General features: G+C 61.3%; 25 protein-coding genes. 16 read left to right on the forward strand and 9 right to left on the reverse strand.

Features of this window, described 5'->3' with window-relative positions:
- Positions 1-33: 33 nt before the first annotated feature.
- Positions 34-1338, reverse strand: coding sequence for an extracellular solute-binding protein (locus J7U39_RS08930; RefSeq protein WP_210631419.1), 1305 nt, complete (start codon positions 1336-1338; stop codon positions 34-36).
- Positions 1339-1537: 199 nt separating this feature from the next.
- On the opposite strand from J7U39_RS08930, the gene J7U39_RS08935 reads away from it, so the two are divergent.
- The 3 genes from J7U39_RS08935 to J7U39_RS08945 are packed head-to-tail and all read left to right on the forward strand — an operon-like array spanning position 1538 to position 4531.
- Complete coding sequence (locus J7U39_RS08935; RefSeq protein ID WP_210631420.1) at positions 1538-2737, forward strand: ROK family transcriptional regulator; 1200 nt, start codon at positions 1538-1540, stop codon at positions 2735-2737.
- Between the two features lie 34 nt (positions 2738-2771).
- Positions 2772-3872 (forward strand): Gfo/Idh/MocA family oxidoreductase, encoded by a 1101-nt coding sequence (locus J7U39_RS08940; RefSeq protein ID WP_210631421.1) that lies wholly within the window; start codon positions 2772-2774, stop codon positions 3870-3872.
- Positions 3873-3889: 17 nt separating this feature from the next.
- A complete protein-coding gene (locus tag J7U39_RS08945) occupies positions 3890-4531 on the forward strand; it encodes a ThuA domain-containing protein (RefSeq protein WP_011425318.1) in 642 nt (213 codons plus the stop codon).
- A gap of 109 nt (positions 4532-4640) precedes the next feature.
- Here the strand turns inward: J7U39_RS08945 and J7U39_RS08950 are convergent, their stop codons facing one another.
- Positions 4641-5120, reverse strand: coding sequence for a DUF2938 domain-containing protein (locus tag J7U39_RS08950; protein WP_210631422.1), 480 nt, complete (start codon positions 5118-5120; stop codon positions 4641-4643).
- Between the two features lie 234 nt (positions 5121-5354).
- Here J7U39_RS08950 and J7U39_RS08955 point away from each other — a divergent pair, with 234 nt between their 5' ends.
- Complete coding sequence (locus tag J7U39_RS08955) at positions 5355-6152, forward strand: creatininase family protein (RefSeq protein ID WP_210631423.1); 798 nt, start codon at positions 5355-5357, stop codon at positions 6150-6152.
- Positions 6153-6161: 9 nt separating this feature from the next.
- On the opposite strand, the gene J7U39_RS08960 is transcribed toward J7U39_RS08955, so the two are convergent.
- A complete protein-coding gene (locus J7U39_RS08960) occupies positions 6162-7112 on the reverse strand; it encodes a LysR family transcriptional regulator (protein WP_210631424.1) in 951 nt (316 codons plus the stop codon).
- 182 nt (positions 7113-7294) lie between these two features.
- Here J7U39_RS08960 and J7U39_RS08965 point away from each other — a divergent pair, with 182 nt between their 5' ends.
- The 7 genes from J7U39_RS08965 (at position 7295) to J7U39_RS08995 (ending at position 13790) form a co-directional block, all read left to right on the forward strand.
- Complete coding sequence (locus J7U39_RS08965; RefSeq protein ID WP_210631425.1) at positions 7295-8311, forward strand: ABC transporter substrate-binding protein; 1017 nt, start codon at positions 7295-7297, stop codon at positions 8309-8311.
- 66 nt (positions 8312-8377) lie between these two features.
- Positions 8378-9205, forward strand: a complete 828-nt coding sequence (locus tag J7U39_RS08970; RefSeq protein ID WP_210631426.1) for an ABC transporter ATP-binding protein — start codon at positions 8378-8380, stop codon at positions 9203-9205.
- A complete protein-coding gene (locus tag J7U39_RS08975; protein WP_210631427.1) occupies positions 9202-10044 on the forward strand; it encodes an ABC transporter permease in 843 nt (280 codons plus the stop codon). The genes J7U39_RS08970 and J7U39_RS08975 overlap by 4 nt, the downstream gene beginning before the upstream one ends.
- The gene (locus J7U39_RS08980) at positions 10044-11357 is read left to right on the forward strand and encodes a cytosine deaminase (protein ID WP_210631428.1); all 1314 of its coding nucleotides are present in this window, start codon (positions 10044-10046) and stop codon (positions 11355-11357) included. Before J7U39_RS08975 ends, J7U39_RS08980 begins: the two co-directional genes overlap by 1 nt.
- Position 11358: 1 nt before the next feature.
- On the forward strand, positions 11359-12768 hold the full coding sequence (locus J7U39_RS08985) for an FAD-binding oxidoreductase (RefSeq protein WP_210631429.1): 1410 nt from the start codon (positions 11359-11361) through the stop codon (positions 12766-12768).
- Entirely contained in the window at positions 12765-13346 is a 582-nt protein-coding gene (locus tag J7U39_RS08990; RefSeq protein WP_210631430.1) for an NAD(P)H-dependent oxidoreductase, read from the forward strand. Before J7U39_RS08985 ends, J7U39_RS08990 begins: the two co-directional genes overlap by 4 nt.
- 51 nt (positions 13347-13397) lie before the next feature.
- Positions 13398-13790 carry a RidA family protein gene (locus J7U39_RS08995; RefSeq protein WP_210631431.1) on the forward strand — a complete coding sequence of 131 codons (393 nt, stop codon included), beginning with the start codon at positions 13398-13400 and terminating at the stop codon, positions 13788-13790.
- A 58-nt stretch (positions 13791-13848) separates the two neighbouring features.
- Here J7U39_RS08995 and J7U39_RS09000 read toward each other — a convergent pair whose 3' ends face one another.
- From J7U39_RS09000 to J7U39_RS09010, 3 genes are all read right to left on the reverse strand, one after another.
- A complete protein-coding gene (locus J7U39_RS09000) occupies positions 13849-14079 on the reverse strand; it encodes a hypothetical protein (RefSeq protein WP_210631432.1) in 231 nt (76 codons plus the stop codon).
- Positions 14079-14249 carry a hypothetical protein gene (locus J7U39_RS09005; RefSeq protein ID WP_164517744.1) on the reverse strand — a complete coding sequence of 57 codons (171 nt, stop codon included), beginning with the start codon at positions 14247-14249 and terminating at the stop codon, positions 14079-14081. The genes J7U39_RS09000 and J7U39_RS09005 overlap by 1 nt, the downstream gene beginning before the upstream one ends.
- A 119-nt stretch (positions 14250-14368) precedes the next feature.
- Positions 14369-14626, reverse strand: a complete 258-nt coding sequence (locus tag J7U39_RS09010; protein WP_011425300.1) for a DUF982 domain-containing protein — start codon at positions 14624-14626, stop codon at positions 14369-14371.
- A 414-nt stretch (positions 14627-15040) separates the two neighbouring features.
- Between J7U39_RS09010 and J7U39_RS09015 the strand changes: the two genes are divergently transcribed.
- Positions 15041-15868 (forward strand): nickel-binding protein, encoded by an 828-nt coding sequence (locus tag J7U39_RS09015; protein WP_210631433.1) that lies wholly within the window; start codon positions 15041-15043, stop codon positions 15866-15868.
- A 78-nt stretch (positions 15869-15946) separates the two neighbouring features.
- Here J7U39_RS09015 and J7U39_RS09020 read toward each other — a convergent pair whose 3' ends face one another.
- On the reverse strand, positions 15947-16228 hold the full coding sequence (locus J7U39_RS09020) for a DUF982 domain-containing protein (RefSeq protein WP_210631434.1): 282 nt from the start codon (positions 16226-16228) through the stop codon (positions 15947-15949).
- Between the two features lie 421 nt (positions 16229-16649).
- On the opposite strand from J7U39_RS09020, the gene J7U39_RS09025 reads away from it, so the two are divergent.
- Both J7U39_RS09025 and J7U39_RS09030 read left to right on the forward strand, forming a co-directional pair.
- Complete coding sequence (locus J7U39_RS09025; protein ID WP_247241739.1) at positions 16650-17672, forward strand: ornithine carbamoyltransferase; 1023 nt, start codon at positions 16650-16652, stop codon at positions 17670-17672.
- Positions 17673-18114: 442 nt separating this feature from the next.
- Positions 18115-19905 (forward strand): ABC transporter ATP-binding protein, encoded by a 1791-nt coding sequence (locus J7U39_RS09030; protein ID WP_210631435.1) that lies wholly within the window; start codon positions 18115-18117, stop codon positions 19903-19905.
- 168 nt (positions 19906-20073) lie between these two features.
- On the opposite strand, the gene J7U39_RS09035 is transcribed toward J7U39_RS09030, so the two are convergent.
- Both J7U39_RS09035 and J7U39_RS09040 read right to left on the reverse strand, forming a co-directional pair.
- Positions 20074-21480, reverse strand: a complete 1407-nt coding sequence (locus tag J7U39_RS09035; protein WP_210631436.1) for an adenylate/guanylate cyclase domain-containing protein — start codon at positions 21478-21480, stop codon at positions 20074-20076.
- 140 nt (positions 21481-21620) lie between these two features.
- Positions 21621-22079 (reverse strand): cupin domain-containing protein, encoded by a 459-nt coding sequence (locus J7U39_RS09040; RefSeq protein ID WP_210631437.1) that lies wholly within the window; start codon positions 22077-22079, stop codon positions 21621-21623.
- A gap of 131 nt (positions 22080-22210) precedes the next feature.
- On the opposite strand from J7U39_RS09040, the gene J7U39_RS09045 reads away from it, so the two are divergent.
- Both J7U39_RS09045 and J7U39_RS09050 read left to right on the forward strand, forming a co-directional pair.
- Positions 22211-23761, forward strand: a complete 1551-nt coding sequence (locus J7U39_RS09045; protein ID WP_210631438.1) for a winged helix-turn-helix domain-containing protein — start codon at positions 22211-22213, stop codon at positions 23759-23761.
- A 117-nt stretch (positions 23762-23878) separates the two neighbouring features.
- A complete protein-coding gene (locus tag J7U39_RS09050; protein WP_210631439.1) occupies positions 23879-24610 on the forward strand; it encodes a hypothetical protein in 732 nt (243 codons plus the stop codon).

Here is a 24610-nt window from a genome sequence, read left to right on the forward strand (position 1 = left end):
GGCAGGAGCGCCGGAAGGTTCTGCGGGCGCTGGCTATTGTTCCAGTTCGAAAGCGTCCTGGATCATCTGGGCGCCGTCCTTCGAATTCATCTGTCCGGAGACGATTTCCACCGAGACGTCGTTGACGACACGGCCGACGGCCGCACCGAGATCCTGATCGAAGAAGTTCTGATGCCAGGTCGAACCGGCAAGCTGTCTGGCCGATTCGGCCAGCAGCGGATTGACGACCCCGTCATCGGCGCCGACGGCGACGGGCAGCAGCATGCCTGATCTGGCCATGGCGCGCTCGTTGTCGGCGTTCGTCAGGAAAGCAAGGAAATCGATCGCTTCCTTCGAGGCCTTCTTGGTAAGCGCCCAGCCGTTCAGGCCGCCGAGCGTATCCGTCGGCTTGCCGGCGCCGCCTTCAACCGTCGGGAAGACGAAACGGCCGATATTGTCGGATGAAAGCCCCTTGCCGTCGCCGGCATTCTTGCGCTGGTTGGCCTCGGTCGCTTCAAAGCCGAGAATCATTGCCGCCTTGCCGTCGCCGAAAACGCCGAGCGTCTGCGGCCAGGTCGCGCCGAGATAGCCGGGCTGGAACGGTTCGAGCTTGCCGAGCTCGGCGAGATCTTCGCCGGCCTTGATGACGGCCGGATCGAGGAAGCCTTCGCCCTCGCCCTTCTTGGCCGCTTCAAAGACCTTCTGGCCGCCCTCGCGCATGACAAGATAGCTCCAGTAGAAGTGGATCGGCCATTTCTCGCCGCCGCCGCCGGCGATCGGCACGATACCGGCCGCCTTGATCTTCTTCACCGCCTCAAGAAAATCGGTCCAGGTCTTGATGTCTTCGGCCTTGACGCCTGCCTTGGCAAACAGCGCCTTGTTATAGAAGAAGCTCACCAGGCCGACTTTGTACGGGATTGCCCAGGTCTTGCCGTCGAAGGTCAGGCCGTCGACCGAGGCCGGCGTATAGGCCTTGCGCAGCTTGCCGCCATCGGCGTCGAGGGCTGTCGTCACATCCTGGAGCGCGCCGGTCTCGGACTGCTGCTTCAGGACGCCACCGCCCCAGCTGAAAAAGAAATCCGGCACATCGTCGGACTGCAGCAGCGTGGGAAGCTTGGCCTTGAAGGCCTCGTTTTCGAGAAACTGCATCTGGATGTCGACGTCGGGATGCTGGGCCTCGTATTTCTTGACGATGTCTTCCCAGGCCGCGACGTTCTTTGGATCTGTTTCGAGATGCAGCCACTTGACCACCGTCGTCGCCGAGGCGGCCCCGGCTCCGGCCAGCAACATGCCGGCTGCCACGGCCATGGATACGATGCGCCTGCCGCCGAAAGCGGCGTTCTTCAGCATGAAATTCATGATTTTCCTCCCAGGGGACCTATCCTCACAATTTTTCCCCTATGCGGATTAATTCAGCGGACCTTGCGCCGGATGTCAACCCGATGCGTTAATTTTTGCCGAAATCGCTTGACAGCTCCTCGCAATTGCCTGCTATTTATTTCGTAACCCGTTATAAATATTGGCTTCCGCCCAACCAAACGACTGCCGGCACGTTTTCATGAAGACTGCAGATCCAGAATTGATGCGCGCGATCAATCGCTTGAACGTGCTCGACACCATCAGGCGCCATGGTCCGATCTCGCGCATCGAAATCAGCGAGCGGACGGAGCTGTCGACGACAACCGTCTCGGCCATCACCGCCTCGCTGCTCGATGATGGGCTGATCCTGCCGCGGCATGAAGGCGATATCCGCAACGAGGCGGTGCGTGGCAGACCGCGCGTGGCGCTGGAGCTCAATCCCGATGCCGCCCGCGTCGTCGGCGGCAAGATCGCCGCCAGCCGCATGGTCTTCGTCGTCACCAATTTTCGCGGCGACGTGCTGTCGAAGCTGGCTTTGCCGATCCGCATCGACCGGCAGCCGATCGGCGTCATCGCCGATCTCGTCGAGGACGGCGTCCGGCGTTGCGTCGTCGATGCCGGCCTGTCGCTCGAAGATGTCGACAGCATCTGCCTCGGCTTTCCGGGCGTTATCGAGCACCGCACCGGCTACATCAGAAGCAGCCCGATCTTTCGCGACACCAATGTCGATTTCGCCGCCGAGATGTCGACGCGGCTATCGACGCCGACCATCGTCGAAAGCGACGCCCACGCCATCACGCTCGGCCATCACTGGTTCGGGAAAGCCCGCGATCTCGAGGACATGGTGCTGATTTCGCTAGAACAGACGCTCGGTCTCGGCGTCTTGCACGGTAACCGCCTGTTTCGCGGCGCCGGCGGCCTCAGCCACAATCTTGGCGACCTTGTGCTCGGCATGGGACCGAACGGCGTGGTGCGGCTCTTCAGCCAGGCCGGCGAAAGCGCCATCCTCGGTGAACATCAGACCGACGGCCGTTTTGCCGAAGCCATCCGCCTCGGGCGCGGCATGACCCACGCCCAGGCGCTGATCAAGGCCGACGACGACCGGCTGATCGCCTCTGCCATCCGCGCCGGCGAAGCTGTCGGATTGACCATCGCCAACATCGTTACGCTGTTTGCGCCGCCGCGCGTCATCCTCGTCGGCTCGAGCCTGGCGCTCGGCGAACCCTTCTTGAACAGCCTGCGCGACGCCTATGCGCTCGCCATTCCGCCGTCGCTGAAGGGGGTAAGCGAACTCGTCTTCGATGATTCGAGCGATGATTTCTGGGCTCAGGGCGCTGCCGCAGTAGCGCTCTACGAGCTCTACGAATCGCCCTGGAGCACGACCGGGCCGGCCCTTTGACGGCCGAGACAAGCAAGATCAAATGGAGGAATTCATGGACAAAGTCGGTATCGGCATCATTGGATGCGGCAATATTTCGGGCGCCTATCTTACAGCGATGGCCTCCTTTCCCATCCTCGATATCCGCGGCGTCGCTGATCTCAACCGGGAGCTCGCAGAGGCCAAGGCGCGCGAATTCAACGTTCCCGTCAAATCAGTCGAAGAGCTCTTCGCCGATCCCAAGATCGAAATCATCGTCAATCTGACGATCCCGAAAGCCCATGTCGCCGTCGCGCTCCAGGCGCTCGATGCGGGCAAACACACGTACTCCGAAAAACCGCTCGGGATTAATTTCGCGGAAGGGAAAAAACTGGCCGAGGCGGCGCGCGGGCGAAATCTGCGCATCGGCGCGGCGCCCGACACCTTCCTCGGCGGAGGCCACCAGACGGCCCGCGCCCTGATCGACCAAGGCGTCATCGGCCAGCCGGTCGGCGGCTCGGCCACCTTCATGTGCCCGGGCCATGAGCGCTGGCATCCGAATCCGGCCTTCTATTACGAAGTCGGCGGCGGGCCGATGCTCGATATGGGCCCCTATTACATCACCGATCTCGTCAATCTGCTCGGGCCGGTTTCCCAGGTCGCCGGCTTTGCGACGACGCCGCGGGCCGAACGGCTCATCACCAGCGAGCCGCGCAATGGCGAGCGCATTCCCGTGCATGTGCCGACCCATGTCGCCGGCATGATGGCTTTTGCCAACGGCGCGGTCGTGCAGATCGCCATGAGCTTCGACGTCGCCGGCCACAAGCATGTGCCGCTCGAAGTCTACGGAACCGAGGGCACGCTTATCGTCCCCGACCCCAATAAGTTTGCGGGCCCTGTCGAATATCTGAAGAAGGGCGGCGCCTTCGAGGACCAGCCGGTCACCGCCCCCTATGCCGAGGGCAATTTCCGCTCGCTCGGCGTCGCCGATTTGGCGCATGCGATCCGCTCGAACCGGCCGCACCGTGCCAATGGTGATCTGGCACTGCATGTGCTCGAAGTCATGGAAGCCTTCCATACAGCGTCCGAGACCGGCCGGAGGGTGACGATTACCACGGCGGTGGAGCGCCCTGCCCCCCTGTCCGATTCCATCGTCGACGGACGGCTGGCAAAATAATTTCAGGAGGAAAGAGAATGCGTGAAGCACTGATCGTCTGGGGTGGCTGGAGCGGGCACGAGCCGCAGGAATGCGCCGAAATCATCAAGACCATGCTCGAGGAAGACGGTTTCAAGGTCTATCTCGAACACGGGACCGAGGCGCTTGCCGACCCTTCGGTCCACGATCTCAGCCTCGTCGTGCCGATCATGACGATGTCGAAGATCGAAAAGGAGGAGGTCAAGAACCTCGCCGCCGCGATCGAAAGCGGCGTCGGCATCGCCGGTTATCACGGCGGCGCGGGCGACGCCTTCCGCGACTCCGTCGACTACCAGTTCATCATCGGCGGCCAGTGGGTCGCCCATCCCGGCAACATCATCGACTATACCGTCAACATCACCCGGCCCGACGATCCGCTGATGGAGGGGATTGCCGACTTCCCCTATACGTCGGAGCAATATTACATGCATGTCGATCCCTCGAACGAGGTGCTGGCGACGACCAGGTTCACCGGCGAACACGCTTACTGGATCGACGGCGTCGTCATGCCCGTCGTCTGGAAGCGCAAATACGGCAAGGGCCGCGTCTTCTATTCCTCACTCGGGCACCAGGCCAAGGAATTCGACGTGCCGGAAATGAAGACCATCTTCCGCCGCGGCGCCAATTGGGCGGCGCGGTAGCTTAGCGATTTTCGGTTCACGGGTTCGGCTTGCCCCTCATCCGGCTGCCGCCACCTTCTTCTTCCCGTCAAAACGGGGAGAGGGTTAGGGCAAGGGGCAAGCGTCAATCTCACCGCAAAATCAACGCCGTACCATAAAGTCCTAATGCAAACACCGTATGCGCTAGCAGATTGAAACACCGGACTTTGTTCGGCTTCGGATGTTTCGAAGCAGCCCAGCCGAGGCCGAGGCCCGGCTGCAGCAGGAACCACCCTGCCCCGACGGTGACGATGCCGAAAATCCAGGCGGGAAGAAATGTCGGGGCTGCCAACCAGGCCGACCCCATGATGAACACGAAGATCAAACCATAGAGAATGCCGACAACGTAATGGCTGATCCAGCCGAGAGCGAGTTCATTTGCATACGGCTCGGCATCGGCGATGTTCTCGTGAAAGACCTTGCCGCGGCCGAGATACCAGAACCAGCGGCCGACCGGCGCCCAGTTCGGCGGCGTCTGGCCGAAGACCTTCGTGAGCACAATTGCCCAGAGGTCCATGAGGATGGTTGCGCCGGCGCCGATCGCCTGGCCGCGCCACAGAATATCGAACATTGGGAATCACCGGAGAGCGTTGTCATAGAAGAAGCGCCAGAAAACCATTGCAGACGCGCTAGCGCAATGGTTTCGGCGAGACATTCGCGGAAACATTGCGGCCAAGAGGCGCCCTCGACGGCGCCGTTGTTCCATCATCCGCAAAAAGGCATCGGTGCGGGCGCAAATTGATGCTTTTCGCAGGTAGCGTTATTCCCTACTCACTGTCTCGAACGGCAATGGGAGGCGAACGGTATGACGGTGCCATTTTACTGGAACGAATTGGTCAGCGACGACTTCGCCGGACTGTCTCCCGACACCACGATCGCTGTCCTGCCGATCGCCTCGACCGAGCAGCACGGGCCGCATCTACCCGTTGCTACCGACGTCGCTATCGCCAACGGCATGCTCGCCGAATTACGCAAGCAGAAACCGGTCGATCTCAATTGTCTGGTGCTGCCGACGCAAGAAATCGGCAAGGCCAATGAACACGTTTACGGCCCGGGAACCTTGTCGCTCGGCGCCGAACTGCTCATTCCAGTCTGGACCGCAATCGGCGGAAAGGTTGCCGAAGCCGGCATCCGCAAGATGGTGATCGTCAATTCGCATGGCGGCAATGTCGATATCATGAGCATCGTGGCTCGCGAGCTGCGCGTGCGCTATGCGATGGCCGTCGTCTCCACCCAATGGAGCCGCTTCGGCCATCCCGAGGGCATGATCGGCGATAATGAGCTGAAATACGGCATCCATGGCGGCGAGGTGGAAACGTCGCTGATGCTGTATTTCCGACCTGATCTGGTGCGGATGGAGAAGGCGCAGAATTTCGCCTCGAAGGCGGAATGGATGCGCGGGCAATCGAAATACATTCAGCCGCTGCCGCCGCATTCGCTCGCCTGGATCGCCCACGACCTCAATCCCCACGGCGTCGTCGGCAACGCCTCACTCGGGACAGCCGAAAAGGGCGAAGCAATCTGCCGCCATCAGGTCAGGGGCTTCATAGAGCTGCTCTATGACCTGAAGCGCTACCCGCTTTCCAATCTCTACTCGAAGTAAGGCGGTGGCTCACATCGCGGCGGAAGCATAGGCCGCAATGTGGCCCTTCGCCTGCAGCTCCTGCACCAGGCCGGCCAGTTCAGCCAGGAGGTACTCGACGAACAGGCTGGTGGCGGAATCAAGCGGCGCGCGGGCGCGGGCAAAAAGCTTCATCGGCTGATGGCGCGCATGCGGCTCCGCGATCGGGCGGAAAACCAGTTCGCCCTGCCTGCATTCGGTGATGACATCGAGCGGGTTCAGGATCGTCAGCCCCGCCCCCGATTTGACCAGCTTCTTCAGCATCTCCGAGGCATTGGTTTCGAGCACCGGTTCGACATGGACGTCGAGGCGCGCCAGGGCCAGATTGATCACGTCGCGCAGGCTGGTCCCCTGCTGCGCCAGCACCAGGCGCTCCTGGACGATATCCGCGAGATTAATTGGGCCGGGGCCGATCAGATGATGGCCGGGCGGCAGAACCACGCCGATCGGTATGTCGAAATTGCCGAGGGTGCGGATGCCGGGCGTTGCCGGAATATTGAATCCGAGGCCGATATCCACCTCACCTGAAAGCACCGGGTTGACCGTCATCGTGCCGGCGTCGTTGCGTAATTGCATGAAGACGCGCGGATGTTCCGATTGGAACCGGGCGATAATTTCCGGCAGCGGCCCTGCCGCAAGGCCGACCGTCGTCACCAGCCGAACCTTGCCCGCCTGCTGCATCTTCAGGCTGCGGATACGCCCCTCCAGCCGCTCGTAATTCTTCAGCACGTCGCGAATATGTTCGATACAGAGCTCGCCGGCGGCGGTGAGCCGCAATCCGCGCGGCAGGCGTTCGAAGAGCGGCGCGCCCATTTCCTCCTCCAGCGCAAGGATCTGCCGGTTAATCGCAGAAGAGGCCACGTTCAGCCGTGCCGCCGCCTTGCGGATCGAGCCCGAACGCGCGATCTCGTTGATATAGAGAAGCTTTCTGGAATGCAGCATCAGAACCTCGTTGCACAAATATCAGGCACGCAGCGTAAAATGGGCACAGGCTTTTGGTGAGATGCCGAAAAGGCATCATTGCGCACGAAATTTGATGCTTTTCAAAGAGCAAAGCAACGGCTCCTATGAAGAAAATCGGACGTCGCCGCGACGGCTGCGAACTCAGAAGGGGAACGTCGATCATGCCCATGACAAAGAAGAACAGGGTCTTTTCCGCATTGGCCGGGCTTGGCGGCATGATTGCCTCCATCGCGTCCGCTCAGGCGGCCGACAAGGTCACCTATGGCACCAACTGGCTTGCGCAGGCCGAGCATGGCGGCTTCTACCAGGCGGTCGCCGACGGCACCTATGCCAAACACGGCCTCGACGTCACCATCGTACAGGGCGGCCCGAACGCCGCCAACAGCGCGCTGCTGATCTCCGGCAAGATCGATTTCTACATGGGCGGGCCGCAGGGCGAGATTTCGGCGGTCGAGCAGGGCATTCCGCTCGTCGATGTCGCTGCGATCTTCCAGAAGGATCCGCAGGTGCTGATCGCGCACCCCGATGCCGGCATCGAAAAATTCGAAGATCTCGCCAAGCTGAAGACGCTGTTCCTCGGCAAGGACGGTTATCTCACCTATTTCGAATGGATGAAGGCGAACTTCAAAGGCTTCCGCGACGAACAGTACAAGCCCTACAATTTCAGCCCGGCGCCCTTCCTTGCCGACAAGGATTCTGCGCAGCAAGGTTATCTCACCTCGGAACCCTACGAGATTCGGAAGCAGGCCGGCTTCGAGCCGAAAGTCTTCCTGCTCGCCGACAACGGCTACTCTCCCTACTCGACGATGATCACCACCACGCAGGCGATGATCGACAGCAAGCCCGATCTCGTCCAGCGCTTCGTCGATGCCTCGATCGAAGGCTGGTACCACTATCTCTACGGCGACAACACCAAGGCCAACGAACTGATCAAAAAGGACAATCCCGAAATGACGGATGGTCAGATCGCTTATTCCATCGCCAAGATGAAGGAGTACGGCATCATCGAGTCCGGCGACAGCCTCGACAAGGGCATCGGCTGCCTGACCGAGGCGCATTACAAGGGCTTCTTCGACGAAATGGTAGCGATCAAGGTGTTCAAGGCGGAGACGGATTACACCAAGGCCTTCACGACGAAATTCGTCTGCAAGGGCACGGGAATGGCGATGAAGAAGTAAGCCGAAGATTCCGTCGGCGATCCGCCGCATACGGCGGATTCCATTCCCTGATGAACGAGACAGCCAATGCCCCCAGCAGAAGCTCAGGCCCTATCCCCGAAAGAGATGCGCAAGCGGCCGTTGGTCGTCATGCAATCGGTCTCGAAAGCCTTCTCCACCGGAACCGTCGCCCTTTCGAAGATGTCGCTCACAGTGGAGAGCGGCGAGTTCATCAGCCTGCTCGGTCCTTCCGGCTGCGGCAAGTCGACGGCGCTGCGCATCATCGCCGGCCTCGGCGATGTCACGTCAGGCGCGATCGACTGGCCGAGTTCTCGGATCAATTCCAAGGGCCTTCCGGAGGGGGATATCGGTTTCGTCTTTCAGGAGCCGACGTTGATGCCCTGGAAGACCGTGTTCGACAATGTGCATCTGCCGCTGAAGCTGAGGCATATTTCGAAGATGGCGGCGCACGACCAGATCTTGGACGTGCTGACAACCGTCGGCCTGCAGGATTTCGCCAAGGCCTATCCGCGCGAACTATCAGGCGGCATGAAGATGCGCGTTTCGATCGCCCGGGCGCTGGTGACCAAGCCGAAGCTGCTGCTGATGGACGAGCCCTTTGCGGCTCTCGACGAGATCACCCGCCAGAAGCTGAACGACGACGTGCTCCGGCTCTGGAAGATGACCGGCATCACAGTCATCTTCGTCACTCATTCGGTCTTCGAATCCGCCTATCTCTCGAACCGCATCGTCGTGATGAAGGCAAGGCCTGGGCGCGTTCATGCCGACCTACCGCTCACGACCAGCCTTGAACGCGATGCCCATTACCGCACCTCGGAAGAATACCGCAGAGCTTGCGAGACGGTGTCGCATTCGCTGATCGGGGCGATCAACGCGGTGGAGGACCATCGATGAGTGATGAAACGGCCGCGGCGCCGCTGCTTGTCAAAACCACTGCAAGCGCCCGAGGCCGCGATCTGGCGCTGCGCATAATGATCCCGCTGCTGGTCATCGCGGCGCTGATCCTGATCTGGTATGCCTATGTCCGACTGTCCGGCGTGCCGCCCTATATTCTGCCGGGTCCGGCGGCGGTCGCCAACGCTTTCATCACGGATTGGGGCACGCTTGCCCCTGCCCTGTGGGTCACCACCAAAATCACGCTGATGTCGCTGATGCTGGCGCTCGTCGGCGGCGTCGGCTTCGCAGTCTTCCTCGTGCAGTCGCGCTGGATCGAACTCGCTTTCTATCCGCTCGCCGTCGTACTTCAGGTCACGCCGATCGTGGCGATTTCGCCGCTGATCCTGATCTATACGCCGTCAACGCAGGTGGCGCTTCTGATCTGCGCCTTCCTCGTCGCCTTTTTCCCGATCCTTTCGAATATGGTTCAGGGGCTTAAAAGCGTCGATCACAATCTCATCAACCTCTTCGAGCTCTACGGCGCCTCGCGCTGGCAGACGCTGCTCTTTCTCAAGCTGCCGGCCGCCCAGCCCTATTTCATGACCGGCCTCAGGATAGGCGGCGGCCTTGCGCTGATTGCCGCCGTCGTCGCGGAATTTGCCGCAGGTTCGGCGGGGGCAGGCTCAGGACTCGCCTTCCGGCTGCTCGAAGCGCAGTACCGGCTCAACATTCCACGGCTCTTCGCGGCGCTGCTGATGCTCTCGCTGCTTGGCGTGGCGATTTTCGCCGTCACCTCGTTCATTTCGTGGCTTGCCCTGCACCGCTGGCACGAAAGCAGCCTGAAACGGGAAAACTGATGACCTATTCCTTCATCTCCCCGCCCAATGCCGGTCGCTTCGTGCTGAGCAATGCGACCCTGCCCTCCGCCGCCGTCGCCGGTTACGAGGCGCCTGTTGTCGAGGGGCTCGTCCGAGCCGATATCGTCATCGCCGACGGCATCATTGCTGGTGTACTGCCGCCCGGGGAAGCGCCCGTGGAACTGGCGAAGTCCGACCTGAAGGAGGGCATGGTCTGGCCCTGCTTCGCAGACATGCACACCCATCTCGACAAGGGCCACATCTGGCCGCGCAACGCCAATCCGGACGGCACATTCCCGGGAGCACTGGAGGCCGTGCGCGCAGACCGCGAGGCGCACTGGTCGGCTGCCGACGTCAGGAAGCGCATGGAGTTTTCCCTTCGATCCGCCTACGCACACGGCACCAGCCTCATTCGAACCCATCTCGATTCCCTTGCGCCGCAGCACCGCATTTCATTCGAAGTCTTTGCCGAAATGCGCGATGTCTGGAAGGACAGGATCGCCCTACAGGCGGTGGCGCTGTTTCCGATGGAAAACATGGCGGACGCGGCCTATTTCGCCGATCTCGTCACTGTGGTCCGCGAAAAGGGTGGGCTGATCGGCGGCGTCACCCGGATGAGCGGCGATCTCGACAGCCAGCTCGACACGCTGTTCAGCGCTGCGGCCGAGAATGGCCTCGATGTCGACCTTCATGTCGACGAGACCGACGATCCGGCTGCGGAAACCCTGAAGGCGATTGCGCAAGCGGTGCTGCGCAACCGATTCGGCGGCAAGGTAACGGCAGGCCATTGCTGCTCGCTCGCCCGCCAGGACGAGGAGACGGCAAAACGCACGGTCGATCTCGTCGCGGAGGCCGGTGTCGCCATCGTCTCGCTGCCGATGTGCAACACGTATCTGCAAGACCGCTATCCCGGCCGCACACCACGCTGGCGCGGCGTCACCCTGTTCAAGGAACTGGCCGCGGCCGGCGTCGCGACGGCAGTCGCCTCCGACAATACCCGCGATCCCTTCTATGCCTACGGCGATCTGGATCCGGTGGAGGTGTTCCGCGAGGCGGTCCGTATCCTGCACCTCGACCATCCGCTGGATACGGCGGCACGCGTCGTCACCACCTCGCCCGCCGATATTCTCGGCCGGCCGGATATGGGGCGTATCGCCGTCGGGGCCGCGGCCGATCTCGTACTCTTCAGCGCCAGGCGCTGGAGCGAATTTCTTTCCCGTCCGCAGTCCGACCGCGTCGTCCTTCGCCGCGGCAAGGTGATCGACCGCAGCCTGCCGGACTATCGTGAACTCGACAGCGTCGTTGGAGCCTGACATGCCGGATTATCAGACGATCAAAAAGGAACTCGAAGGCATCGCCATCGAGGATAATCCGGCACTGGTGCGCCAGAAGAGTCGTGATTTCTACTGGTATTCGCCGATCCTGAAGGCGCAGCTCGACAATGTGACGGCCGATCTCGTCGTTACCCCGAAAAACGAAGAAGAGGTCATCCGGACGCTGAAGGTCGCCTTCGCGCATGGCGTGCCGGTCACGCCGCGCGGCGGCGGCACTGGCAATTACGGCCAGGCGATGCCGCTTTCCGGTGGGATCGTGCTGAACCTTGCCGCCATGGACAAGATCAAGGAAATTCATCCCGGCCGGGTGATCTGCGAGCCGGGCATCATCATTGCCCAGCTCGACAAGCAGACCAAGGCGCATTCCGGCCAGGAACTGCGGTTCCACCCCTCGACGGCGCAGATGGCGACCGTCGGCGGCTTCATTGCCGGCGGCTCCGGCGGCGTCGGCTCGATCACCTGGGGCGGCCTGCGCGATCTCGGCAATATTCTGCGCCTGCGCGTCGTCACCATGGAGACTGAGCCGCGCGTGCTCGATCTCACCGGCTGGGACCTGCAGAAGGTCAGTCACGCTTACGGCACCAACGGCGTCATCACCGAGATCGAAATGCCGCTGGCGCCTGCCTATGATTGGGTGGACGTTCTCGTCGGCTATGACGACTTCATGGCTGCCGTGCGCTTCTCCGATGCGCTCGCCAAATGCAACGGCATTCTCGTCAAGGAAATCGCGCCGATCGCCGCTCCGATCCCGCACGACTATTTCACCCGCCACAAGCCCTACATCCGCAAGGGGCAGTCGGTGGTGGTGCTGATGATCGCGCCGCATGCGATGGACGCTTTCCTGGCCTTCACCTCGGCCCATAAGGGCGAAGTGATCTTCCGCTCAGACAAGGTCGAGAGCATGAAGGGCATCCCGCATGCCTATGAACTTGCCTGGAACCACACGACGCTGCGGGCGCTGAAGGTCGATCCGGGCTTCACCTATCTGCAGGTCCAGTATCCGGGGCCGGATCACGTGACCAAGGTCGCCAAGATGGTGGAAATCTTCGGCGACGAAGTTCCGGGGCATCTAGAGTTCATCAAATTCGACGGGCAGATCCAGTGCTCCGGCCTGCCGCTGGTGCGCTACACCACCGAAGAGCGCCTCGAAGAGATCATCCGGATCCATCAGGATCACGGCTGCCCGATCTTCAACCCGCACCGCTACACGCTCGAGGAAGGCGGCATGAAGCGCACCGACAAGGTGCAGCTTGCCTTCAAGCAGGAAACCGATCCGAAGGGGCTTCTGAACCCCGGCAAGATGATCGCCTGGGAGAACCCGGACTTCGATTTCAATGCCGGCAAGAACTATCTCTTCCCCGGCCTTGCGGGCCTCATGGAGGCCTCATGAGGGTTCTCGTGCTGCATTCGCATCCGGTGGAGGAAAGCTACGGCAAGGCGCTCTACAAGCAGACGCTGGAAAGCCTGCGCAAAGCCGGCCATGACGTGGACGGATGCGATCTCTATGCCGAGAATTTCGATCCCGTTCTTTCCCGGCATGACCGGCTCAGCTATCACGACTATCCCTCCAATACCGAGCTGGTGAAATCCTATGTCGAGCGGCTGAAGCGGGCCGAAGGGCTGGTGCTGGTCACGCCGGTCTGGAATTTCGGCTTCCCGGCGATATTGAAGGGATATTTCGATCGCGTCTGGCTTCCCGGTGTCTCCTTTGAACTGGTCGACGGCAAGGTGGAATCGCGGCTGCGCCATATCAGGAAGCTTGCCGCCGTGCTGACTTATGGCGCGACGCCGTTCCGCGCCTTCGTGGCTGGCAACCCGCCGAGGAAGATCGTCAAGCGCGTGCTGCGAGCGCAGATCAACCCGCTGCGGCCGGTCACCTTTCTTGCCCATTACGACATGAATAATTGTACCGAGGAAACGCGGACACGGTTTCTGCAGAAGGTGAAGAGCGCGATGGAGCGCTTCTGAGCATGCGGAAGGACTGTCCGCCGAAACACCTGGTTCAGGCAGGGATATCCGATGAAGAAGGTTTTTAACCCGATCTCCGTCCGCCGCCCATTCGGGCATTACAATCACGGGCTGCTGGTGCCGCCGGGCGCCTCCCTGCTCGTGACCTCGGGCCAGCTCGGCATCGGCCCCGACGAGGCGGTACCGGAGGATATCGGCGCACAGGCGGAACTCTGCTTTGAAGCCATCAAGGCAATTCTCGCCGAGGCCGAGATGAGTTTTGCCGACGTTATCCGCATCTCCGCCTTCGTGACGAAGCGAGAGGATTTCCCAGCCTACATGGCCGTGCGGGATCGTTACACGCTCGATCCGAAGCCGGCCTCAACACTGATCATCGTCGGCGGCTTCACCCGCCCGGAATTCCTCGTGGAAGTCGAAGTCACGGCCGCCAAGGTGTTTTGCTGAAGCGAGCCGAACGCCTGCGTCCCCGTCAGTCGCTGCTTCAGTTGCCTGCGCCCGATTGCTAAAGCGCGTCGCGCTCGTAACGCGGCGTCCAGCCGCGCGCCATGCCGCGGCTCATCACCCGTTCGGCCAGCGCCAGTTGCCGGCGCAGATGCTTGCAGTCATCGAGCAGCGAGCGGATCGCCGCCTTGGCATCATCGTCATGCCAGGCGAGCACAGCTTCCACTTCCCAAGCATCATCGGATTCCAACTGATCAAGCTTGGCCTGACGGGATTTCAAGCTCGGCTGCATCAGTTTAGCGCCAGCGGCAATTGGACCGGACGCGGCAAGGGCGGCAGCGGTCGGCTGAGTTCCACCTTTTTCTGCCAAGCGGCGCGGCGCTGCTGGTCCCGCTCGCGGGCCGCCCGGGAGGCTTCGACGAGGGCAAGGGCGTTGGCGATCACCTGTTCGGTATGTGTCATGACCATCTCCAATGTTCATGTTCTGTTCTAATTTAGACCTTCGCTCGAGGAAGTCAAGCGCGACGACGAGCTTGTCATGAAAACGGAAGGAGAAACGGGAGCTAGGATGCGGCCGCTGGTCAGTCGGCGGCTTCTATGACGGCGATGCCCGCCTCCTGCGCCGCCCTGATGAAGACGGCGCGCACATGATCCGGCGGGAGATCGCCGGTAATCGCATCCAGGCAGGCTTTGACCGCTTCGAAATATTCTTCGCCGTCATCCACCGGCCAGTCACGGAGCAGCGTGCGCGCGGCATCCCACACAGAGTTGATAACGGCATAATGCCCAAGCCCCATTGAGGCCAAGCCGACCGGTCGAAAATTTGCCGTCTGTCTCACTTTGCTACAGCTTTTCCTAATTTCGGCGAGCTAACCGATAATATGCAATTAGCATGCCGTTGGCAGCGGCCTTCGATCCTTGGCACCATGACCGTGACAGACATATCTCTCACGGCGGGATCCGGCAGGCGACGCTTGAAACAGGAAACGTCTGAAGCTTCTCGAGGGGGTTCCGGAAATCTGGCTATCAGCATTAAACGACCGATTATGGTAAATATCAGACAGAACCCACCACGCCTACTCATTAAAACCGCCGACATCCATGCATATTCTACTGAATGTGCAGCAACACGTTGCCTTTCCGGAAGCAACGCCTTGCAACGATCTGCCATTGCTTGTCCCGAAGGTGGACGGGAATGCTTCCTGATCGTACAATGCCACTACCTGCACGCGGCGGATCTGGGAGAACACGCGATGCCTATCTTCATGGACCGGCACTACCTCAAAGGAACCTCGGCCGCCGAGGTTGCCCAGGCGCATCGCATGGATATCGACATTCAGGATCAATACGGCGTCAAGTTTCTGACGTATTGGTTCGACGAGCGGCGCGGGACGGCCTTCTGTCTGGTGGATGCGCCCGATGTCGAAACCGTCCACTGCGTACATCGCGAGGCGCACGGTTTCGTCGCCAATGAGGTCGTCGAGGTGGCTCTGTCGGCCGTCGAGGCCTTTCTCGGTCGCATTAATGACCCCGATCCGGCGCCCGGCCAATCCGCGCCGCAGATGGATCCTGGCCACCGGGCGATCCTCTTTACCGATATTGTCGGCTCGACCGAGATGACGGCGCGCCTCGGCGACCGCATGGGGACAGAGTTGGTCAGGGCTCATGACGCGATCGTGCGCCGGTGCCTCGGCAAAAATTCCGGCCGCGAGGTGAAGCACACCGGCGACGGCATCATGGCGGCCTTCGCGGCGACGACCGCGGCCGTCGACTGCGCCATGGCGATCCAGCAGGAATTCCAGCATTACAACGGCAGCAAGGCCGAGCCGATCCATGTTCGCATCGGGCTCGATTGCGGTGAGCCGGTCGAGGACAGCAACGATCTCTTCGGCTCCACGGTGCAGCTCGCAGCCCGCCTCTGCGCGGCCGCAGCCAGCGACCAGATCCTCGTGTCCGAGAATGTATTCCGGGAATATGGCGCTGGCGACCTCTTTGCCCACGCGACGCGCCGGCGCATCAAGGGATTTTCGAAGCCCATGCTGGTCTTCCGCTGCGATTGGGCGGCTGCCGGCCCTGGCTGACCGGAGATTCGCGACCGGACGCGCCGCTTATGACGTAGCGGCACGCCGGCTCAGATCGTTACGAACAGACTTGGCTCTTCAAGCATTGCCGACGTTTCGATCGCCCATCCCCTCGAATTTGGGACCGCTGTCGAGCATGCCCGACATCTTCAGAAAACGGCGAAAATTCTCGCGCGCAGCGCTGAGCGGAAAATGCCCCTTGGCGGTATCCCTGCACGCCTTCAGCAGCGTGTCATATGCCAGACCTCGCTTGTCCTGCGGCCACTCATCCAGAAGTTCGAAGATTTCGTCGAGACACGTGATCTCGGCGACGAAATGCTGACGATGAAGAAAAACCGGCTCGAACCGAGCTTCCGACATAGTAACCTCCCATTTATATTACTTTTTTATGCGATAATACTACTGAAAATCGTCGATTTGTTCAAGACAAAATCGGGAATCATTCGCTTGCCAACACTGCGGACTTACTTCCATAATCGCAGAATAGTCCGAGAAAATTACCCCTGAATTTCCCATGGAGCGAAGAGCGGTCCCTTCATCATCGAAGCCATTTCCTATCAGATGAGCGTGATTGCCCTCTCCGGTTCTCGCATCTGTTTGTGCCGGCATGATAGATTGCCGAGACCAACCTCAGGAGAAGCTCAGATGACCCGATTCCTCACCTTGTTCGCGACCAGCGCGATGATCGGCGCGTCCACGCTCGCGGCTTCCTGTACCTCGCCCGCGAGGCTGGATCGGGAGGATTATCAATATCAGCTGGATACTTCGAGGAATCCGGCCTGTGCGGGCGGTTTCAGACCCGGCAATGCTCGCTCGTGCAGCTACTGAAAAGTCCGCTTATGGCAATGGGAGGTTTGGCGCATCAGGAGCCGCGATAACCGTTGCAGAGCGGTCGATCGGCTGCATAGCCAAGAGAAACATTGGAAACACCGTGGATCCTACGCTGAACAGAGATTTCCTTGAACTCCACTCACTGCCGCTGGACACTGTCGCTGCGATTATCGACCGAGCCGGCCAGCTTGCGAAGCATTGGGCGGGCCGCACCATGCCGCAATCCCTGCATGGCAAACGGGTGAGCCTTATCGTCGATGACACGGGATGGCGCAATACGGCCGCCTTTGACCTCGGTGTGAAGGCCATGGGCGGCGTCTGCGTGCAACCGCAAATCAGCTTCAACGCCCGCGAGACCACCGCCGACCTTGCGGACTATCTCGACAATTGGTTTGACCTTCTCGTCGTCAGGACGAAGGAACTTGCTACCCTGCAAGAGCTCGCGGCGGTCATGGATGCGCCTGTCATCAATGCCCGGACAAGACTAAATCATCCGTGTGAGACGCTCGGCGATCTCGCCTACATCAAGAGCGTCAGGGGATCGCTGCAAGGCCTGAAGGTTGTCGGGATCGCGCCAGATGCCAACATTCTTCGTTCCTGGGTCGAGGCAGCGAAATCCATGCCCATCCGCGTCGTCCAAGTCTATCCGGAGCGCTGGCACGTAGCCGATCCCCATCTCCTGAATCCGAATTTCGAAATCAGCCGAGATATCAGTCATGCCCTCGATGCGGACGTCGTCATCACGGACTCGTGGCCGAAAGACGCGGCGGAAAGCGAGCTGACGGAATATCAGGTGACGGCAACGCTCCTCGACAAAGGACGGCGTGACACGATCTTCTTGCCCTGCCCGCCCGTCGCAAGGGGACAGGAAGTAACGGCCGACGCGATGTTGCACCCTGCCTGCCAAAGCCGTCCCGCAAAAGCATTCCTGCTTCACGCCCAGAATGCGCTGATGGAGTGGGTTTTGTCTTGACCGTTGGTCCCAGCCACTGGCAGGCCGTGGCTACGAAACAAAGACTAACAATCATCCGACAGCCCAAACAGACCTGCGCAAAGGCCTCGGCGGCGCCACGAGTTTTCGCAGCCCATAAATTGTGTCGTTTTCGCATCACTTTCCGTACGGTTGTAGATTCCCTCTTGGCAACGGCGAATTGCTTCGCTACAAAACGCTACCGCTTCAGATCGAACAAAAGGGAGGCGTTGAATGACATCAGCAATCATCGAAGCCTTCCCGTGTGGTATGTCCCGACGATAGGTCATATCCATTCGCGCCCCGCCTCAAGCGCGCGCGACATGCGGTTTTCTCTTCCCTCAGCCCGATTGATCTGACGGCATTACTTCGTCTTCCGCGCGGGCTGTGCCTTTCAACTCTCGATTTTGAGGACCGGTTTCCGATACGGGCCGGGCTGGTAAAAATGACTCGCAAGAAGCTCGATTTCCGCGCCGATGCCTATCGTCACGTGCTCGGCTTTGTTCTTCATCATTGGAGCCACCGTGCTGTTTTGGTGGGCGTTATCATCGTGTTGGTTGCCGCCAGCACGCTGGCCGAGGTCATGGTGCCGGTATTTTCCGGCCGCATCGTCGACGCCATTGCCGGCGGCAACGCGGCCGACGGCGCACTCAGCGCCTTTGCCGTCGTCGTCGTTCTCGGCTTTATCAGCGTGGCACTGCGCTGGTTCATCTTCAATGGCATCATCCGGCTGACGTTGCGCATCATGGCGGATGTGGTCAATAACGGTTTCCACAAGGTGCAGCGGTTCTCGACCGACTGGCACGCCAACAGCTTCGCCGGTTCGACGGTGCGCAAGATCACCCGCGGCATGTGGGCGCTCGACTCGCTCAATGATCTGCTGCTTGTCGCGCTGCTGCCGTCCATCGTCATGCTGGTGGGCGCCAGTATCGTGCTCGGCAGCTACTGGCCGGTCATGGGCCTGATCGTGGCTCTCGGATCGCTGGTCTATATCGGCGTCACCGTGGCGCTTTCCATGGGCTTCGTATCGCCGGCGGCTAGGCTTGCCAATGCCTGGGACACCAGGCTCGGCGGCGCGCTGGCGGATGCGATCAGCTGCAATTCGGTGGTCAAGGCCTTCGGCGCTGAAGCCCGCGAAGAAGCCCGCTTGCGCCATGTGCTGGGCAAATGGGACAGCCGCACGCGGCGGACATGGAAGCGCGGCACCTTGAGCGGCACGATCCAGGGCTTCATGATGGTATCCATGCAGGCCGGCATTCTGGGAACGGGGCTGATCATGTGGCGGCAGGGGCTGGCGAGCCCCGGCGACGTCACCTTCGTGCTGGCCATGTTCTTCGTTCTGCAGGGCTATCTGCGCAATGTCGGCCAGGATATCCGCAATCTGCAGCGTGCCGTCAACGACATGGAGGAACTGGTGCTGCTCGACAGGATGCCGCTCGGCATCGAGGACAAGCCGCACGCCAAGCCGATTGCGATCGGCGCGGGCGAGATCGTATTCGATTACGTCACCTTCCAGTATGGCGCGCATCCCGACCCGCTCTACGAGGACTTCTCGGTCACCATTCGGCCGGGCGAGCGTGTGGGGCTGGTGGGGCATTCGGGCTCGGGCAAAACCACCTTCGTCAAGCTCATCCAGCGCCTCTATGACGTGAACTCGGGCGCCATCCGGATCGACGGGCAGGACATCGCCGAGGTCACACAATCGAGCCTGCGCGGCCAGATCGCGATCGTGCAGCAGGAGCCGATCCTGTTCCACCGGACGCTGGCGGAAAATATCGCCTATTCCAGGCCGAACGCCTCGCGGCGGGAGATCGAGCAGGCGGCGAAACAGGCCAATGCCCACGGCTTCATCATGGACCTTCCGAAGGGCTATGAGACGATGGTGGGCGAACGCGGGGTCAAGCTGTCGGGCGGCGAGCGGCAGCGTGTCGCCATCGCCCGCGCCTTCCTGGCCGATGCCCCGATCCTGATCCTCGACGAGGCGACGTCGAGTCTCGACAGCGAAAGCGAAGTGCAGATCCAGCAAGCCATGGAACGCCTGATGGACGGCCGCACCACGCTTGTGATCGCGCATCGGCTCTCCACGGTGCGGGCGCTGGACCGGCTGCTGGTGTTCGACAAGGGCAGAATCGTCGAGGAAGGTGATCACCAGGCGCTGATCCGGCTCAATGGTGGCATCTATCGCCGGCTGTTCGAGCGGCAGGCGCTGGAACTGACCAAGGGGTTGGTGGCGTAAACTGCCTTCTCCTTCGTCATGTGCCTCAGTTGTCGGCTTGGCGCCGATGGCTGCCCCTCTCCCCGTTCCAACGGGGAGAGGGAACGTGCCAAACGCGGCGTCGAGGTCGTGAGATGCCGATGCAGAAGGCTCGATGCTCCGCAGTGAAGCCTGGTCGGTGGATGAGGCTCACGACAGGGCGAAGATCCTGACCTCCCTGCCGATGCCCTGAAGCTCCGCCATTCGTGAGGCCGATGTGACGCCGCTGTCGCGCAGGATCTCCGAGACATTGGCATCTTCGACGATCGCCTCGGTCGTCATGATCACATTCGGGTCGGCAAGGCCCTGGACGCGGGAGGCGATATTAACCGTCTGACCGAAATAGTCCTGCCTGTCGTTGAGGTTGACGGCGAGGCATGGCCCCTCATGGATGCCGATCTTCAGCAGGAGGTCTTCGCTGCCGTGTTCGGCATTCAGCCGCCGCATCGCCTCGCGCATCCTCAGCGCCGCCGCCACCGCCCGGTCCGGGCTCGGAAAGGTCGCCATCACGGCATCACCGATCGTCTTGACAACCGCTCCGGCCTCGGTGGCGACGATCTCGTGAAGAACCCTGAAGTGCGCCCGCACCAGATCGAAAGCGGCAAGATCGCCGACGCGCTCATAGAGAGCGGTCGAGCCCCTGAGATCGGTGAACAGGAACGTCAGGCTGGTGATCTTCAGGCGCTGGTCGACATCGAGCGTATCGGTCCGGTAGATGTCACGAAAACTCTGGTTCGTCAGCAGGCGCTTGGCCGTCAGAAACTCCCGCCTGCGGCCCAGGAGGTCGTGCAGGTCATCGCCGGCAATACAGACATTCGGGACCACCCGGCGATCGGTGTGATTTTCGAGCGTGAGCCGCAGCGAGCCGGGACGCAGCGTCACGGTTTCGTTCAGCGCATGCCCGCGACTGATGACCATCGAGAGGTTCTGGCGCTCGTCGGTCGGCTCCCCCTGCACATCGACGAACTGCGCCGAATGGGTCACCGCATCGAAGATGATCACGAATTGCGCCGGCAGCTGAAGCGACACGAAGGCCTTCTCGCCCGGGGCCAGCTCGATCAGTTCCAGCAGGATGCGGTCGAACCTGGCTTCCAGATCCTCCGGCAGGTCTACGCCGGAGCTGAAGAAAATCTGGCGGTAATATTCGAGCGGCGGCAGCCGGTCGGGTTCGTGCGCGGCAATCCGGCGCACCCGCGGACTGACCGTGAAGGTGACCTCGACCATCTCGTCAAGGGTCGGCTCGTATCCGGCGGCGCAAAGGGCGCAATGATAGCTGTCCTGGTTGACCCCTTTGAGGGTTGCGCCGCTGTCGAGGACGCCGCCGCAGCCCGGGCATAGCACATTCCAGGTCATCTCGAATGCGCCGATGCGGGCCGCATGCAGAAAGGCGGCGATGGTCTTCTCTTCGTCAAGATGGTGCTTGGCGGCGAAAGCGAGCGCATTGACGCGGTTGAGATCCCGATCGGCGCCGTGCTTGACGACATTTTCGATGCACTCGACCGTCTGCGGGTCAGCGGCCTGTCGCAGGCTGGCAAAAAGCACGTCCATTTCACTCATCGGACAAGTCTCTGTACTGACAATACGGCTGATGACGTCAGGCCAGGGATGATAACACGGGACGTTCCCAATAGAAATCAACGGGGCCCGGGATCCCGCGCAGGACCAACCGCGGGCGCCCGGGAACCCCCGATCACATCCTATTTCTGCAGCGTCGAGATCTGCGTCGTGTCGTACCGCTCCCTCAGTTCAGCGATGGCGCCCGCATCCGGAGGGCTGATTTGTTCGACAAGTTTTGCGAGCTCCTCGAAATAGTGTTCGTGTCCGGGCGGCGAGACCGTCATGATCATCCTTGCCGCCTTGCCGCTGGCATTGCCGATATTGTGGGGAACGCCTGGCGGGATGAAGACATAGGTGCCGGGTTTCGCCGTGATCTTCCGGCCGCCGACCTCCCATTCGCATTCGCCTTCAAGAACAAAGAAGGTTTCCTCCTGGACGCGGTGAACATGAAGCCCGGTGAAGAAACCCGGCGGCAACGTCCAGTCGAACATAGAAGTATGCCTGGTGTCTTCCCCCGCCACAAGGAACCTCAACGGCTTGCCGGCCAGGCTCAGTTCCTTGCCCTCACCCGGCATTCGAACAACGGCTTTCGCATTCATTTCACTCTCCTCCACTTTCCGAAAACATGCGGCCTTTTCAGCCGCTTCAACGATGCCGCCTTCCCGCCTCGAAGTCGCAAAGGTCTTGCGAAATTGTTGCAAAATTTCTGCGAATGATATTTCCTCGACACATGGCTGCGATGCACAAGTTCGGCTCGTTTTGCCTCGACGCGGATGCCGAAATCCTGTTTTGCCGAGCAGAGCCGCTGGGGTTGGGGCGACGCGCCGTGGCGCTCTTGCGGGCGCTTCTGGAACGGGCGGGAACGCCCGTCGGCAAGGAGGCGCTGATCGAAGCCGCATGGCCCGGTCTCGCCATCGAGGACAGCAATCTTACCGTTCAGATGGCGGCCATACGCCGGGCTCTTTCTACGGGCGGAGGGCCGGACTGGATCGAAACCCTGCCGCGGCGGGGCTACCGCTATATCGGGCCGGCGGTCACCAGCGAAAGTTTGCCCGCCATCGCGGCCCAGCCGACACTGCCCGTGTCTGCCCTTCCATCCAGACCGTCCGTTGCCGTGCTTCGCTTCTCGAATTCGAATGGCGACGAGGAAGACGAATATTTCGCGGACGGTGTCGTTGAGGACATAGCGGCGGGGCTCTCCCGGGTGAACTGGCTGTTCGTGGTCGCGCCGAAATCGAGCTTCACCTACGACCCCCAAGCTCTCGGCGTGAAACAGATCGGCCAGGAGCTCGGCGCGCGTTATCTTCTGCAAGGCAGCGTGCGCAGGTCCGGCGGTCGTGTGCGGCTATCGGCGCAGATGATCGAGGCCGAAACGGGAAACCTGCTGTGGACGGAACGCTTCGACCGCCCGCTCGCCGACATTTTCGATCTGCAGGACGAAATCGCCCTCAACGTCGTCAGCGCCATCGAGCCGCGCCTGCGCCGGGCGGAACTGGAGCGCGTCAAGCGCAAGCGGCCCGAAAACCTCGACGCCTACGACCTCGTTTTGCAGGCCCAGCCCGACGTCTATTGCGGCATGCCGACCGAGGCAGCAGGGGCATTGGCGCTGTTGGAGCGGGCGCTTGCACTCGAACCCCGCTATGCGCTGGCCCATGCCTTCGCGGCCATGTGCCATCACTGCCTCTTCCTGCGCGCCGGCTTGCTTGAAGACCATCGTCTGGCATCGGTCCGGCATGCGCGGGCGGCCATTCTCTACGGCCAGGACGATGCGCTTGCCCTGACATTTGCAGGTTTTTCCATCGGCATGGACGAACATGATCGTGACGCCGCCTTCGCCGCGGCCGAGGCGGCGCTCGCCGTCAGCCCATCTTCGGCGATCACCTATATCGTCGGCGGCGTGATGTTCGGCTGGGCTGGAAAGGCTGATCGCGCCATCGAATGGGGCGAGCGGGCTCTGCGTCTCAGCCCTTTCGATCCCTGGGCGTGGTCGGCTTTCCATGCGCTGGTGCTCGGTCACTTCCAACTGGGACAATATGAAGAGGCCGTCACAGCTGCCTACAGGGCGGTTCAACACAATCCGCGCCACAGCATTTCGCACATGCTCCTGACGGCCTCGCTTGCAAAACTCGGACGTCTCAGCGACGCCAGAAGTGCGGCGGCTCGCGTTCTGGAACTGCAGCCTGCTTTTCGCTACGGCATGCAATTTTCCGGCGTCGACTGCGACCCGGCCTTGGCGGCGTCTCTCGGCGCTGCGCTTGATATCGCGGGGCTGCCGGGATAGCGGGAGCTTCGCTTAAAATAACTGAGAGAATAACGCAGAAAAAGCGAGCTTCACCGCCCCCACTTCCGCTACGATCACGCGTTTCGGCCTCTCGGGCCTGGTCGCAAAGGAGAAACGATGGATCGTCTCGTCGGCGCGGATGAAGGGGCTCGCTCGGCAGATCCGGCTGACGAGGCCGGGCGTGCGGAGGGTCTTGCGCGGGACGTTACCGCGATCAAAATCGGCGACTGCCTGCTCGGTTACAAGGCCGTGCAGCGCCGCATGCGAGGCGGCCGCTGGAACCATTTCCGCGGAAGGATGCGCGAGATCGAAAAATTGATCCGCCATCGTCATGGCGACATCGTACCCGAGGCGGATGACGCCTTCATTTATGTCGAGGTGATCGCCGGTCTCGCCTTTGTCGAGTTCGGGGAAGACTTTGTCGAGGTGGTTCTCGGCTGGGCGGCGCGATGGCTGCCCTGGGCTGAGAAAGCCGCGATCGAGGTGATCATCTATGAGCGCACGAAACTGCGCTTTTCTCCCCTGACCGCCGACGCGCTCGGTCACGCCCTGCATCAGAGCTTTGCCGAACGCAGCGCGCTCGACATTCGCACCATCGGCGCCTTCGACGTGCCGAAGGCGAAAAGAGCGAGGCTGCAAAAGGAAAAGCGGCGCCAGCGCGACCGAAACCGAAAGGAAGAGCGGCGGCGGGCCGCCGGCGCCGTGTCGAGGGCCGATTATCTCGACAATTCGCTCAGCGCAGCTCGCCCCTGGGAGGCCTTCGGCATCAGCCGCCGCACCTGGGAGCGCCGCGGCAAACCGATGCCGGAGCCAATGCCGGACGTCGCGCCGATTTCGCTGGCTGCCTAG

Origin of the sequence: Rhizobium sp. NLR16a, assembly GCF_017948245.1 — a bacterium.
GTDB lineage: Bacteria > Pseudomonadota > Alphaproteobacteria > Rhizobiales > Rhizobiaceae > Rhizobium.